The following is a 16,171-nucleotide window of genomic DNA, read 5'->3' as shown; positions in this document are numbered from 1 at the left end:
TTCTTATTCATCATTCATAAATAACCCAGCGAATAAATAAAACGACCAATTAAATGACTGAAGGAAATTTTGTTGATTATGTAAAGTTGCACGTCTCTTCAGGTAATGGAGGCAAAGGATCTGCGCACTTACATCGCGAAAAATACATCGCGAAAGGTGGTCCGGATGGTGGTGATGGTGGTCGTGGTGGACATGTAATTATTCGTGGAAACTCTAACCTCTGGACTTTAATTCACCTTAAATTCAAACGTCATATAAAAGCCGGTCATGGCGAACACGGCGGCTCTGCTAGAAGCACTGGAGCTGATGGCGAAGATGCTATTATCGAAGTACCGTTAGGTACTGTGGTTAAGGATACCGAAACTGGCAATACACTTTTTGAGATCACCGAAGATGGTGAAGAAAAAATTGTTGCAGAAGGAGGTAAAGGTGGTCGTGGAAATTGGCATTTCAAAAGTTCTACAAATCAAACACCGCGCTATGCTCAGCCTGGGATTCCTCTTGAAGAAAAGAACATTACGATTGAGCTAAAAGTATTAGCCGATGTAGGTTTGGTCGGTTTTCCAAACGCTGGGAAATCAACGCTTTTATCTGTATTGACTTCAGCCAAACCGAAGATTGCGGATTACGAGTTTACCACTCTAAAACCTAATTTGGGCATCGTGAAATATCGCGATTATCAGTCGTTCGTTATGGCAGATATACCTGGAATTATTGAAGGCGCAGCTGAAGGCAAAGGCTTAGGGTATTACTTTTTACGACATATAGAACGAAATTCGATCTTATTGTTTTTAATTCCGGCCGATGCCAAAGATATTGTTGAACAATATGAGATCCTTGTAGATGAGTTAAGACGTTACAACCCTGAGATGCTCGATAAGGACCGTTTTGTTGTGATTTCAAAATCAGATATGCTCGACGACGAATTAAAATCTGAAATTTCAGACATTCTAGATAAGGACCTTGAATGTGAATATATGTTTATCTCTTCAGTTGCTCAACAAGGTCTTATTGAACTCAAAGACAAACTCTGGAAGATGTTAAATGACTAATTTCTAAAAATTAGAATTGCTTTTATTCTTATCTTTAAAAGAAAAAGTATGAAAGTTTTTAAATACCTATTTGTCTTCTTGTTATGTACTTCTTGTGGTGCGGTTGTCAATTACGACTATGAGAAATCTACCGATTTCAGTAAGTATAAAACCTACAATTATTTTGATGATATGCAAACTGGTTTGAGCCAGTTAGATGATAAACGAATCATGAGAGCCATAGACGCTAAACTTGCCACTATGGGACTTACACGATCTGAAAATCCAGACTTTTTTATTGACATTCAGAGTCAGGATATTCAAAACAGAAACAATACCAATATTGGAGTGGGAGCTGGTGGAACTGGAGGTAATGTTGGTGGAGGTGTTGCTGTCGGAATTCCATTGAACAGTAATCAAAGAACGCGAGAACTCATCATAGATTTCGTAGATAAAAAGCAAAATGAAAGACTGTTTTGGCAAGCCGTAAGCGAAAGTACTTACAATCCTAAGGCATCACCTGAAAAACGTGAAATAGCATTTGCAAAATTGGTAGAGAAGATTTTTTCTGGGTATCCGCCGAAATAAAAAAGACCACCATTGGTGATCTTTTCATTGATAGTTTAATGTCTTAACTAAGTAAGTCTTTGTACTTGTCTTTATAACCGTACATGACTACAATATTTAGAAGTAACAGTACTATTGCAGGCGCGATATTTCCGGGATCGAGTACGGCATGATATAGAACCGCATTGACGGAAATACTCATCAGAATAAAGGCAAGTAATGCACCATATTTGTTGAAAATAAGTGCTAGTCCTGCAACTACTTCTACAACACCCACTAGTATAATTGTTTTTGAAGATACTAATGCGCCGAAGTAATTTCCAGCCGCTTCAGACATACCTTCAGGTGCTGGTAAAAATCCTCCGGGATACAATTTGTTTGCTCCAAATACGAGCACAAAAATTCCAAGTAAAATCCTTAGAATCATAGAAACTTTTGAATTCATAATTATAAATTTTGTTAGTTAGTAATTATCAAGATACAAAAATAATTTTGCGTTCTTGTTTGAAGACTAGGTCGTTATAACTTCAATAAACTAACAAACATATCAATCAACAGTAACTCTGATTCCTTCACTGTGGCTGCTAAATTCAGGTGCATACATTGATTGAATAGTACTAATTCCGTTACTCATTTCACCTGCATTATTTACACGAAGGTCATATTCAAATACAAAAACACCTTTTGGTAAATAATCAATAAAGAAATTAGTTGCAGCGTCTTTGGTACTTTCATAATAGCCTAAACCGTCTTGCCATTTGTATTGAGATAGAACATTAATAGGTTCAAAACCTGCAGCGCGCATATCTTTTAGATGCACAAATTCCATCGTACGGTCGGTGCGCAATTCAATTCTAACTCTTATCAGATCACCTACATTTAATTGTGTGTCTGAAGTTATTTCTGAAATTTCTTCTCCCGTATCAGTATTCTTTTTTAGGAATAGTTTTTTGCTCAACTTCAAAGGTGTTTCTGCTGTGGTAATCTTATCTAGATCCTCAAAATATTGCCAATACATTGCGCCCCAAGCTATGCCTTCACCTTTCTTAGACATAGTAACATTTGCCATTTGTGGTTTTATTTCAGAACCCGCCCAAGATGTCTTATAAAAGCCCGTACCTGCTTCAATTGAAACGTCTTCTATGGTTTTTGGATTTAGAGTTTCCTTACCGACTTTCATATCTACCATCTCAGAAACATCCAACCAAGAGCTTCCTTGAAGCAATAAAGCGTAAACTGCTTCGGTCGTAGCTTTTGTGGTTTTCCACTGATTGGTTTGCTTGTTTTTAAGCAACCATATTTTCAGATTATCGATAGTTGTGATATCATTTTCAATTTCACTAAAGGCTTCTATGAGTAAAGCCTGAGTTTCAATTGGTGCCTGATACCAATACCAAGAATTTGTATTCTCTTTCCAATACATGCCTAGTTCGTCAGAAGTGATACTATTCTCTTTTAAGGATTTCAATATTTTATTGGCACTAGCGGCATCATCCATGCGATGCATTGTCAATGCCATAAGTCCTTTCGCATATAAAGAACGCTTTAACCAATATTTTTTGATCTGATCCTTGTAATAATTTATGACTGATTCAACCTCTTCAGACGGTTTAATATCGAGATAAAAACTTCGAACATATAAATAGTGTAATTGCATGTAAGACAGATGATCCTTACTGAGATCAGCGTCTTTATTGTGTTTTGTTATGTTTTTATATTCCTTTACAAACTCACGGTCTAAATAAGAAATTGCGCTACGGATCATTCCGTTTTCACTATTATTTTGAACAACATTCAGCTGTTTTAAATGTCCAAATCCAGAAATGATATGTTGCGTTATATATCGATTTTCATATCCACCATTAAACCAAGACCAAGCGCCAGATGGCAATTGATTATTCTTGAGTTTACGAAGGGCCGAATTCAATTCGCTGTTCATTCGGTTAAGATCGAATAATAACCCTATGCGCTTCTTTTGTTCAGATTCTGACTGTGCATCTCGCAACCAAGGCGTTTCTTGAATCAGTAGAGATTTCAACTCCTGATTTTTTTCAAGATTAGAAATTAAGGCGTCTTTTGAAGCCCATTGATTAAAAACCGCCTCAATTTTTGGATGCGATGTTACCACATGCTGAGCCAAGGCGTTTGCATAGTATTTTGCAAAGGTCTGCTCGTTACATTCGTAGGGATACTCCATAAGATAAGGTAAAGCCTGAAGGGCATACCATGCTGGATTAGAAGTAACCTCAAGAGTTAACTTATGATTTTTAAGTGTTGGTGATGACTGGTCTTTGAGCTTATCAAAAGTGAAAGTCTTCGTCTGATTAGAACGTACCCACATCGGAAGAGTTTCCGTCACTAACATTCTGTTTGAAAGTACAGGTAAGGCATTTTGCTCACCGTCACTAAACGCGTCTGATTTTGCAATCACTTTATATTGAACTACTTCAATTCTCTCCGGGATCTTTAATCTCCAGGTAACTTGCGTATTGCCATTGGCATCAACAGAAAACTCTTTTGAACCTGTATTCTGTTCATTGAGTTCCAATAATTCGTTTGTTAAATCAATTTCTGAAATAGGATCCATAAGGATAATTTGAGCTATTCCAGACAACGTTTTATCTGAAAGATTTGCAATTTTAGTACTGATACTTATTTGATCACCTTCTCTTAAAAAACGCGGCGCATTGGGTATAACCATTAACTCTTTTTGAGTTACGGCTTCTAACTCAGTAATACCACTTTCTAATGTTTTTGTATGAGCTAAAAGCTGTAGTTTCCATGTGGTTAAAGCTTCTGGAGCTTTAAAATTGAAACTTACATTACCTTCTTTATCGGTTTTTAAATGTGGGAAGAAAAAGGCAGTCTCATTGAGATTTTTTCTGATTTGAACAGAACCTGAATCACTAGTTTCTTCACTTGGTGATTGAGGTGGAGGAGGCGGTGCTACGGTGACTCCTCTGCTGACCGAATTTTTTGGATTTAGTGTGCCACCTTCATAATTTAAACCAACACTTACTTCTGTCGTTGCAAAAGGCACTTCCTCTTCAAATTGCGCGCTATTAGCTAAATCATATGCTAAATCTAAATCATCTTGAGTTTTTGAAATAAAGCCTTGCATAAGTCGGCGATTGCTTCCGAAATAGAACCCAAACCAATTTATTTGGTCAAATCTTTGTGGGTTAATATTCGCAGAATATTTGAATTGATTAAACAGTCTAAAATCTGAAATACCAAAACTTCGGCTAGAGTTCTTATTAATTCTTACGTAGTAATAAGGATTAGAAATTGGGTTAAAACTCCAATTATGTGCTCTAAATTCATCTAAGGATGCATCGTACATGCTTGCCAGAAGTTCAGCAGATACTTTATCGCCTTTTGGACCTTTAATTTTGAAACTCCAAGTTTCCTCTTGTCCAGGCTGTAACTTATCTCTAAAGGTCGACGTCTCAATAGATAAATCTGTTTTCGGATATGGTACATTTACGCTTATACTATTTGAAATGTAGGAATTAAAAGCTGCAAAACTCGTATGAATTTCAAAACCGCCCAGATCTCCTTTAGCAACCGGAATACTTAGAACTTGCTTAGAATTGTTGAGGTTTACTAATTTTGTGGATACGATCTTACCGTCTTTTTCAACATCAACTGTTACCGTGATACCTTCGGCCGCCGAACCTAAAGTTAGCTCTGCATTTTCACCGATAGCATAAGTATCCTTGTTGAGTGAAACTTCAAATAATTGTCGATCTGCTATGGTTTTATCTGCTGCGCTAAATACAGTAGTAAACGTTTCGTCTTTAACGGTTTGCCCAAATTTATCTTTGCTTTCAGCAACAATAATATATTTACCAGACTCCCATTTTTTTGTACGTTTCAGTGACAAGCTTTTACTTTCTTCAGTATTAAAATCGGTACTAAAAACTTCTTTGCCCTTTTTCCAATTTGTGATTGTTTGCTCATCATTATAGGGATCGTGCGGAAATAAGCGTTCAAATTCATCTTTAGAAATAACTTGATAATCTGGTACTGGCCATGGCCTAGACCGTAAGACATGATCTGGTGCTACAAGTTTATAGATCTTGAGCGTTCCTTTTGAAGGTACGTCTTCACCATTCAGGTTCTTTGAGATCAAAGAAAGCTGATTATCTTTTTTTGTTTTATCAAGAATTACCGGAGCAACAATATTAAGAGTCTTCGCATGGTAACCGACCTTAACCACGGTGCGGGTAGATCTTGTTTCTCCGTTGATATCCGTGACATCTGCCGTAACTTCATAATTAAATATCGGTAAACTCGCATTATCTACAGAGGCATCAGGAAGGGCTTTGAATTTAATCTCGAAATTCCCAGAACCGTCAGTAAGGTCCTCACCAAATGTGATTTCCTGTGCTTCAGAGCTGTAATACGAATTACGTCTCCAATACCACCAAGTTGGATATTGCACCTGGCGCTTTACCCGATAAACGACCTTGGCATCTGTGATGTTGCTTCCTGCAAAAGAGGTAGCCTTACCCTTTACAGTGATGGTGTCGTTAATCTTATAAGTATCGGTAATGGGCTGAAATTCTGGTTTGAATTTGGGACGCTTGTATTCTTCAACTGAAAACGTAGCTGATCGCGTATTTATGTTTTTTCTTAGTTGTGTCGAAATGCGATAAATTCCTGTGAGGCCATCATTAGGTAATACAAACTCACCATGAAAAGAGCCAAATTCGTTTGTTGTTAATTCTAATTCAGCAATGTCTTCACCATTCACATTAAGAAGTGTGGTTTTTACAATTTCATTTTCAACGATCGACGTTTTTTCGTTTGTTGTTTCGGTTGCTATACCTTTGAAATAGACCGTCTGTCCTGGTCTGTATATACTGCGATCTGTAAAAAGAAATGTTCTGAAATACGTTTGATTATCTGAGTTTTCTTTATAGGTTCTGCCAATGTAGTATTTACCAAAGAATGCAGTTTCATTGCCATAATCTACTCTGACTTCAACATCGCGGTAATAATTTTTATCTTTTTTGAAATTGAACTTACCAAATCTGTCGCTAGATAACATTTTGGAATAGATCTTATTTCTGTTGTTCTTGTAGGTAATATTGATCACTGCGTCAACAATAGGTTTCCCATTGTTTCGGTCAATGAGTTGATATTCTACAATGTTATTATTGTTACTTTCAACCAAAGCCAAATTCGTTACTTGAATAGATGTAGATGCAAATACGTTTTCATCAGTATTGGTATCCGCTTTTATAATATAAAGCCCGTTACTTAATTGAGGAAGAATAATTTCTGTGCTATGTTGCTGAAAATCACCTTCAGTTTTTAATGAAGCTGTAAAGTTTAAACTTGGCTTTAGCTTTGCTAAAAATTCGACCTGCTCCTTCGGATTGTAAGCTTTATTATAAGTTTCTAATTGATTGATATCAACTTCAAAAATTGTGAAATCGAGAGCGCTTAAGTTTCTGTATTCCACCAATAGTCTAGAAGGTGAATTCGTTGGTAAATTTCTTTCAGACTGAATTCTTAGATATGGACGCGTTATTTGCTTGATGAGATATGAGCATTCTTTCGCACCATCGCTTTCAGGATATTTTGAAATTACAGACTCGCATAATTCTAGGGCTTCTTTTAGCTTCCAACGATGTGTATTGTCAACCTCACCTTGAAAAGGATTGGCATTGTATTGATTACCCAATTTGCGATAGACAGACGCTATTTGAAAATTATACGATGAAGAAAGTGGCGAATCTTTTATAGATTCTGCCTTAGCTTGAAGTGTATTGATGAGTATATCATCGGTATTATCGAATGTAGCGTGTTGCGCAACAAATTTTAAACGCTCAATATCTACATTGACCAAAGCCTTTGTTGGTGTATTGCTTCTGTGAAACTTTATAAGATTCTGATAGATCTTGAGTGCATTAAGTTGTAACGAAGTACTGTCTTTTGAACTAATTTCGAGATTCATAAATACCTCGCTGTCACTAAGTAGAGCAGGATCATCAATCTTGAATTGATAAGCTGGCTTAGTAATACTTATTTCAGAAGTTATGTAAAACCTAAGAGCATTGTAATTTAAAAGATCAAATAATGTTGGTCTATAGATTTTAGAACCTTCTACCTCATTTAATAGAGTGCTGTATTGCTCTAAGTTTTCTTGTTGAAGAAGAAGACCGTTTTGCAATGAGCGTTGATAATATTGATGAATTTCATTAAATAAGGTCTCGAGATCCCATGTTCTGAAATCATCACTTACTTTTTCTGCCGTATTGCTGCGGTCGTAAAAAAGGTATCTATTTTGTTGAAAATATTGCCAGTACATTGTTGCTAGCATATTTTCTAGCAGATGTTTCGTAACGATCTTGTCGGTTTTCTCAATTTCAGATTTAAAAAGTTCTACAATTTTTAGTTGTGCTTCTTCCTCTAACGTGAGCATGTATTTACTTTTATGAAGTAATGCTTTGATCTGTTGTTGTTTGTTATTGATCTTCGTAGCATCCTCATAAATGGTATCCACAAGTTCGGCAGCACTTTTTGTAAGGCCATCTTTTTCAAGTTTACTTACTTCCTTCCATTGATCATCGAAATTTTGTTGAGCATTAGACATGGAAGCAAAGCAAATAAGCATTAGTATTGAGATAAGGTTTTTCATCTATAATTTTATTTTCATCAAAATACCTTCAAAAGGCATTCCAAAAAAAGCAAGAAATGGAGAGTGTAGCATTTCAATGAGTTAAGTTAAGCAATTTGTGAGTGAACGCGCACGTTAATAAATTGTATTTTTGTAAAAAATTGCACTAGACATGAATAAATTTTTCTGGATTTTTTTATGGTCTTCACTTTGCTTTTCTCAGACCGCTGTTGAGAATGCCAGATCATACCTGGATCAAAAGCAATTTCTTAATGCTCAGGCAGAAATGGTGACTTATTTAGAGTCACATCCTAATGATAAAGAGGCCATAGAGTTGTTAGGTGATGCCTATGGACATCAGAAGAAATGGGACGAAGCCATTGAGCAGTATAAAAGGTTAGCTGAAGAAGAACCCAAAAATGCTAATTACCATTACAAGTACGGTGGTGCCTTAGGAATGAAAGCCTTAAGCGTAAGTAAAATTAGAGCATTAGGACTTATCGGCGATGTTAAGCGTGCCTTTTTGAAGGCTGCAGAATTAGATCCAAATCATATCGATGCCAGATGGGCTTTGGTTGAATTATATGTGTCACTGCCAGGAATTGTTGGCGGAAGTACCTCAAAGGCCTTGAAGTATGCAAACGAATTACAAAACCTCTCTGAAGTTGATGGATATCTTGCCAAAGGTTATGTTTATGAATATGATGATGAACCCGAATTGGCCGAAAAATATTATAAACTCGCCATTAAAGTTGGTGGTTCTGTAACCTGCTATGAAAAGCTTACGAATTTTTATGAAAAACAAGATGAGCCAGATAAAGCCATAGACAATATTGAAAAGGCTCACACAAAGCATCAGCGCAATGCCATGCATTATCAAATTGGTAAAGTATGTGCCGATTATAACATCCAACTCGAAAAAGGCGAAAAATGCCTCAAGACCTATTTGCTGAATCATTCAGCTAAAGATGGTGTGCCAAAAGCATGGGCTTATTACCGTTTGGCTCAAATTTATAAGCACAAAAAGAATAAGACTGAGGCACTGAAATGGATCAACAAGGCTATTGCCGGCTTGCCAAAAATTAAAGTTTTTCAAAAAGAAAAAGCCATTATTTCAAAGCTTTAATCTCCTTATCATAAATATTTCTTATGATATCTATTATAATTATTAATAGACTAAATATTTGTTAAATTCGCAAAAACGATAGTAATACTATTATATTTGCAATCTAAAAAATTGGAATATGATTAATTTACTATCAAATTTAAAGATATCTGTACCTGATAAGATTTTTATCAAGGATCCGGAGTCTTCTGATTTAGGCAAAAGAATCATTGAACACGGTATTTTGCTCATTGATGAAATCGGATTCGATAGCTTTACATTTAAGAAGTTAGGTGTGAAGATAGGATCTAACGAAAGCTCTATTTATCGCTATTTTGAAAGTAAACATAAGCTGTTACTTTATTTAACCTCTTGGTATTGGGCATGGATAGAGTATCAAATGGTGTTTGCTACTCATAATGTTCCTGATGATAAGGATAGATTATTTAAGGCCATTGAAGTGGTAACGCGTACCATAAAGGAGGATGTTACTTATACACATATTAATGAGGTAATTCTTAACCGAATAATTATCAATGAATATTCAAAATCATATTTAACGAAAGAAGTTGATAGCGAAAACAAAGAAGGTTATTTTGAGGTTTACAAGAGATTAATCCATCGATTAAGGGAGATCATTAAGAATGTAAATCCAGATTATAAATTTCCTTCAAGTTTGGCGAGTACTATTGTTGAAGGTGCTCTCCATCAACACTTTTTGAAAGTACATTTTAGCTCTATTACCGATTGTGGTAAAGCTATAACTCCAACAGAATTTTTTATCAATCTCACTCAAAACGCATTAAAAACTAATACAGATGAATCAAACTAAACCTCTTTTAACCCCATGGCAAAGGTTTGTGGGTATTCTTAGACTTGAGAAAAAGGATCTTCTGCAAGTCATCTATTATGCGGTTTTTTCAGGATTAATAAGTCTTACCTTGCCATTAGGTATTCAAGCTATTATTAACCTTATACAAGGTGCTCAGGTAAGTACATCTTGGATCGTTTTGGTAGTGTTAGTAACACTTGGTGTTGTTTTCGTTGGAATACTTCAGCTTATGCAAATGCGAATCATAGAAACCGTTCAGCAACGAATTTTCATGAGAGCATCGTTCGAGTTTACGTATCGTTTTCCGAAGATAAGAATGAACGAGTTGCGCAACTATTATCCACCTGAGTTGGCCAACCGATTTTTTGATGTGTTAAATGTGCAAAAAGGACTGGCAAAACTATTATTAGATGTACCTGCGGCAGTATTACAAATTGTTTTTGCATTAATCTTACTATCGTTTTATCATCCATTTTTCATTGCTTTCGGCATACTTCTAATCATTTTGATTTACATTGTTTTTAAATATACCATTCAAAGAGGTATGGAAACTAGTTTGGCAGAATCAAAGAAAAAATACATGGTTGCACATTGGATTCAAGAAGTAGCAAGAGCAATTACCAGTTTTAAAATTTCGGGAAGTACCTCATTAGCACTCGAAAAAAATGATAAACTAGTTGACGGCTACCTTCAAGCCAGAGAAAGTCACTTTAGAATTTTGATCATTCAATTTATTCAAATGATCGGCTTTAAGGTGGTAGTAACTGCTGGTCTATTAATTATTGGTGGTTTACTTGTATTAAGTCAGGAAATGAATATTGGACAGTTTGTTGCTGCCGAGATCATCATACTATTGGTTATCGCTTCTGTAGAGAAGTTGATTCTTGGTCTAGAATCATTCTATGACGTTTTAACTTCTTTAGAGAAAATGGGTCAGGTGGTCGATAAAAAATTAGAAGATCAAGATGGCGTAAAATTACAACCTACAGAAAATTTCAAAATTGAACTAGATAAAGTTACTTACGAAGTTCCAGACCGAGCATTACCTATTCTGAATAATATAACTATAGCAATAGAGCCATCGAGCAGAATTTTGGTACAGGGTCCAAGTGGTTCAGGTAAATCGAGTCTTCTCAGAATTATTTCAGGAATCATTCACCCTACAAAAGGAAGAATATTCGTTAATGATGAGTCTTTACAGAACTTGTATCTCAATAGTTATCGATCGTTTTTAGGTTTATCCTTGGCGGAAGAAACCCCATTTGAGGGCAGCATTAGAGATAATCTTACCTTAATGAATAAGGAGATTACCGACGAAGAAATAAAGCACGCCGTAGACTTAGTAGGATTAACAAATTATCTCAAGCAGACAGAAAGAGGTCTCGAAACCATAATTTATCCGGAAGGCAAGCAAATGTCCTTCACCGTTGCAAAGAAAATTATCTTGGCTAGAGCGATTCTGAAAAAACCACGAGTACTGGTGCTCGAAGAACCATTAGAGCATTTTGAGACTGCTGAAGCAAGACGAATTATTAAAGCGTTGACGGCATCAGAAAATCCTTGGGCACTTATTGTTGCTAGTTTTAATCAAGACTGGACGAGCGAGTGTACAGATGTGATTACATTAAATAATGGTGAAATTATCTAAAACGTAGAGCTATGTTGAATATTTCTAAAAACCCACTAAATAAGAAAGTAGACTTATCGGAGTACAATTCTGGAAAACGTGTTTTCAATAAACAATATTACAAGTACTTTAATCGCTTTTTGGCTGGCTTTGCTATCGTTGGATTTATTATACTATTTCTTCCTTGGACGCAGAATATATCAGGGCAAGGAGAAGTAACAACTTTAACACCAGACCAGCGACCACAGACCATTCAGTCGCCTATACCTGGGCGTATTCTCAAATGGTATGTACGTGAAGGTGATTCGATAAAAAAGGGTGATACCATCATGCAAATTGCTGAAATTAAAAGTGAGTATTTTAACCCGAATTTGGTTGCAATAACAGAGCAGCAGCGCGATGCTAAAAAGATTTCTGCCGAATCTTATGCTGAGAAGGTTAGTGCCCAAGAAGCACGTATCAATGCACTGATCATTGAAAGATCCTTGAAACTAGAGCAGGCGGATAATAAGCTCGCCCAGGCTAGGCAAAAAGTGAAGGCCGATAGCATCGATTTAATTGCTGCGCGAACAAATCTACGCATTGCTCAAATTAAGTATAATCGTGCAGATTCCTTGCTGAAAGACGGTTATGTAGCGCGTAAGAATCTTGAAGATGCAGCAATAAAACTTCAAGAAACTCAGGCAAAAGAGACCTCTCAGGAAGCCAAATTATTGGTGAGTAAGGCTGAGGTTACCAATGCCAAGTTAGAGATCAATCGTGTGAAGCAAGAGTTTGCGGATAAGATTTCGAAAGCCCGAAGTGAAAAATTCTCGGCGAAGTCTAGTCAGTTTAGTTCTGAAGCTGAAGTTCAGAAATTAGAGAATGATGTCACCAACTATACCATACGAACTGGGTTGCAGTATATCGTTGCACCTTATGATGCCTTTATAACAACGGCACTCAGAGGAGGTATCGGACAAACATTTAAGGAGGGTGAAGAATTGGTCGGAATTATTCCTGCCAACGTAGATCTGGCTGTTGAGACCTTTGTGCGTCCAATCGATCTACCGTTGATTCATCCGGGTGAAAAAGTAAGAATTCAGTTCGACGGTTGGCCTGCAATTGTTTTTAGCGGATGGCCAAATGTATCTTATGGTACTTACGGAGCCGAAGTTGTAGCAGTTGAACGATTTATTAGTCCGAATGGAAAATTCAGAATATTGTTAAAGCCCGATCCAGACGACCATCCATGGCCAAATGAGATCAGAGCAGGTTCTGGTGCCTACACTATGGCCTTATTAGATGATGTTCCGATTTGGTTCGAATTGTGGCGACAGTTAAACGGTTTCCCACCAAATTACTATCAACCTCAAGATGCTGCGGCGTCAGGTAAAGCAAAGAAATAAACAATGAAGTATTTAAGCACATTACTTTTCATTTTTATTGGAATGTTAGGGTTTAGCCAAACTGATAGTATCACCGAAATACTTCGTTTTGATGAGTATCTAGGCTATGTGAAGAAGTTTCATCCTATCGTTAAGCAGGCCGAACTTGTTATTGATGAAAGTCAGGCGAAATTGTTGAAATCACGTGGTGCTTTCGATCCAAAATTTGAAGTGGACTACGACCGTAAAAAGTTCAAAGGACAGGAGTATTTTGATCAGCTAAACGGCATGTTTAAAATTCCAACTTGGTACGGAATAGAACTCAAAGCAACCTTCGAAGAAAATTCAGGAGATTTTTTGAATCCAGAAGCATTTGTGCCAGATGATGGTCTCTATTCTGCAGGTGTGAAAATCCCGGTTGCACAAGGCTTATTGATCAACGATAGAATGGCGTCGTTAAAGCAGGCTAAATTATTTAGAGAGCAGGCAAAAGCAGACAGAGATATTTTCGTCAACAACATTTTGTTTGAAGCATCCATGGCTTATTTCAAGTGGTTGCAAGCCTATAATGAGTTACTGTTATTTCAAAATTTCCTCGCTAATGCAGAGCAACGTTTTCGTGGGGTTGAGCGTGGCGCAGAAGTTGGTGAACGCGCTGAAATCGATGTGGTTGAAGCCAGAATAGCCATTAATCAGCGTCGATTAAGTTTGGAGCAATCTCGAGTTAAATTGTTAAAGGCGGCTTTAGAATTATCTACTTTTTTATGGTTAGATAATAACATTCCGGTTGAGTTACAGCCTAATGTAGTTCCAGATGTAAATTCCGAGCCTATTATCGATACGACGTTCAATATTAATCAGCTTCAGGATAATGAGGCTATTGTTGAGGCACATCCTAAGATGATCTCCTTAGATTACAAGCTTCAGAGTTTAGAGGTGGATACCAGATTGAAGGCGAATAAACTGTTGCCAAAGGTCGATGTGGAGTATAATTTTTTAACCGAGCAGCCAGATATTGCCAGATCTTTCAATACGGCTGAGTACAAAGGAGGTCTAAACATTAGTTTTCCTCTTTTTCTCAGAAAAGAGCGTGGAGATCTGCGACTGGCAAAAATTAAACTTCAGGATACAGAGTTCGAAATAGATGCTACACGTGTTAACCTTCAGAATAAAATTAATGCATTACAGCAAGAACTAGATTCTTATGTATTGCAAAATGATATTACGCAACAGATGGTGAGTGATTCAGAACGAATGCTTATAGCGGAAGAACGTAAATTTCAACTAGGGGAAAGTTCGTTGTTTCTTGTGAATTCACGCGAATCGAAATTAATCGATAGTCAGCTGAAAGCCATTTCAATAGAATTTAAATTCTTTAGCACTAAGGCGAAGTTATTCAATAGTTTAGCAGTAAATCCTGAGTTGTAAAATTCATTTGGTCAGTAATTAGTATCGAGAATCTAATCCATAGGTTCTCGATACAATTTGCGCATTCTTCGCACAACACTCAACTCGTTAACGATTCAAAATTAGAAAGTTCAATAAATTCTCTCTACTCTGGTCTTAGATCTCTAGTCTATATTTATATTTGTTGTATGAACGTACATTTTATTGCTATTGGCGGTGCGGCCATGCACAATTTGGCCTTGGCACTACATCATAAAGGATATAAGGTTACAGGAAGTGACGACGAAATTTTTGATCCTTCAAAATCTCGACTGCAAGCTCAAGGCTTATTGCCAGAAGAATTTGGTTGGTATCCAGAAAAGATTCATTCAGACTTAGACGCGATTGTTCTCGGAATGCACGCAAAAGCCGATAATCCAGAATTATTAAAAGCCCAAGACTTGGGTTTAAAGATTTACAGCTATCCAGAGTTTTTATACGAACAATCAAAAGATAAAACACGTGTTGTAATTGGTGGAAGTCATGGTAAAACAACAATAACATCAATGATCTTGCATGTAATGCATTATCATGATCGCGATGTCGATTACATGGTTGGTGCACAATTGGAAGGTTTTGATGTGATGGTAAAACTCACTGAAGACAATGACTTTATGATTCTTGAGGGCGATGAATACCTTAGTTCGCCTATAGACAGACGACCAAAATTTCATTTGTACAAACCCAATATTGCATTATTAAGTGGAATTGCCTGGGATCATATCAATGTGTTTCCTACTTACGAGAACTATGTAGAACAGTTCAAGATCTTTGTAGATTCCATTGTTTTAGGTGGAAGTATTAATTACAACGAAGAAGATGCTGAGGTAAAGCGCATTGTTGAAGCCTCTGAAAATCAGATCAGAAAGCTGCCTTACCGTACACCAGAATATACTGTTGAAGACGGCGAAACCTTATTAGAAACACCGGAAGGGCCAATGCCAATTGAAGTTTTTGGTGCACATAATTTGAATAATCTTGCCGGTGCAAAATGGATTTGCCAGCATATGGGTATCGATGAAGATGATTTCTATGAAGCCATTTCAACATTCAAGGGAGCAAGTAAGCGATTAGAAAAAATAGCTGAAAACGATAAAAGTGTTGCCTACAAGGATTTTGCGCACTCTCCAAGTAAGGTTGAAGCGACCACCAAAGCTGTGAAAGAACAGTATAGTGATAGAACTTTAATTGCGTGTTTAGAATTGCATACCTACAGTAGTTTGAATGCCGAATTTTTGAAAGAGTATAAAGGCGCATTAGATGCTGCTGATGTCGCTGTAGTATTTTATTCGCCGCATGCCGTTCAGATTAAAAAGTTAGACGAAGTTACCCACGAACAAATTGCAAGTGCATTTCAGCGCGATGATCTAATTATATATACAAATCCTGAAGATTTTAAAAACTTCTTATTCTCTCAAGATCTTGAAAATAAAGCTTTGCTTTTAATGAGTTCTGGTAATTACGGCGGACTCGATTTTGAAGCTGTTAAAGCCTTGATTTAGATTTTATCTTGTCATTCCTGCGCAGGCAGGAATCCATTCTGTTACAGATGGCACGAATTAACT

Annotated in this window: 10 protein-coding genes; 8 read left to right on the top strand and 2 right to left on the bottom strand. The window is 36.7% G+C overall.

Features of this window, described 5'->3' with window-relative positions:
• Positions 1-53: 53 nt before the first annotated feature.
• Positions 54-1,052, top strand: coding sequence for a GTPase ObgE (obgE, locus tag DDY94_RS15545; RefSeq protein ID WP_111685525.1), 999 nt, complete (start codon positions 54-56; stop codon positions 1,050-1,052).
• Positions 1,053-1,100: 48 nt separating this feature from the next.
• A complete protein-coding gene (locus DDY94_RS15540; RefSeq protein WP_111685524.1) occupies positions 1,101-1,619 on the top strand; it encodes a DUF4136 domain-containing protein in 519 nt (172 codons plus the stop codon).
• Between the two features lie 43 nt (positions 1,620-1,662).
• Here DDY94_RS15540 and DDY94_RS15535 read toward each other — a convergent pair whose 3' ends face one another.
• A complete protein-coding gene (locus tag DDY94_RS15535; protein WP_111685523.1) occupies positions 1,663-2,043 on the bottom strand; it encodes a DoxX family membrane protein in 381 nt (126 codons plus the stop codon).
• Positions 2,044-2,145: 102 nt separating this feature from the next.
• Positions 2,146-8,250 (bottom strand): alpha-2-macroglobulin family protein, encoded by a 6,105-nt coding sequence (locus DDY94_RS15530; RefSeq protein ID WP_111685522.1) that lies wholly within the window; start codon positions 8,248-8,250, stop codon positions 2,146-2,148.
• A gap of 151 nt (positions 8,251-8,401) precedes the next feature.
• Here DDY94_RS15530 and DDY94_RS15525 point away from each other — a divergent pair, with 151 nt between their 5' ends.
• The 6 genes from DDY94_RS15525 (at position 8,402) to DDY94_RS15500 (ending at position 16,108) form a co-directional block, all read left to right on the top strand.
• Positions 8,402-9,355, top strand: coding sequence for a tetratricopeptide repeat protein (locus DDY94_RS15525; RefSeq protein ID WP_111685521.1), 954 nt, complete (start codon positions 8,402-8,404; stop codon positions 9,353-9,355).
• 118 nt (positions 9,356-9,473) lie between these two features.
• The gene (locus tag DDY94_RS15520) at positions 9,474-10,166 is read left to right on the top strand and encodes a TetR/AcrR family transcriptional regulator (protein WP_111685520.1); all 693 of its coding nucleotides are present in this window, start codon (positions 9,474-9,476) and stop codon (positions 10,164-10,166) included.
• Entirely contained in the window at positions 10,153-11,814 is a 1,662-nt protein-coding gene (locus DDY94_RS15515; protein ID WP_111685519.1) for a peptidase domain-containing ABC transporter, read from the top strand. The genes DDY94_RS15520 and DDY94_RS15515 overlap by 14 nt, the downstream gene beginning before the upstream one ends.
• Positions 11,815-11,825: 11 nt before the next feature.
• Entirely contained in the window at positions 11,826-13,181 is a 1,356-nt protein-coding gene (locus DDY94_RS15510) for an HlyD family secretion protein (protein ID WP_111685518.1), read from the top strand.
• Positions 13,182-13,184: 3 nt separating this feature from the next.
• Positions 13,185-14,588: a TolC family protein gene (locus DDY94_RS15505; protein ID WP_111685517.1), complete on the top strand. Its 1,404-nt coding sequence runs from the start codon at positions 13,185-13,187 to the stop codon at positions 14,586-14,588.
• 167 nt (positions 14,589-14,755) lie between these two features.
• Positions 14,756-16,108, top strand: coding sequence for a UDP-N-acetylmuramate--L-alanine ligase (locus tag DDY94_RS15500; protein WP_111685516.1), 1,353 nt, complete (start codon positions 14,756-14,758; stop codon positions 16,106-16,108).
• Positions 16,109-16,171: the final 63 nt, after the last annotated feature.

The organism is Winogradskyella tangerina (assembly GCF_003260205.1).
Taxonomy (GTDB): domain Bacteria; phylum Bacteroidota; class Bacteroidia; order Flavobacteriales; family Flavobacteriaceae; genus Winogradskyella; species Winogradskyella tangerina.
This window is presented reverse-complemented; position numbering and strand designations above follow the sequence as displayed.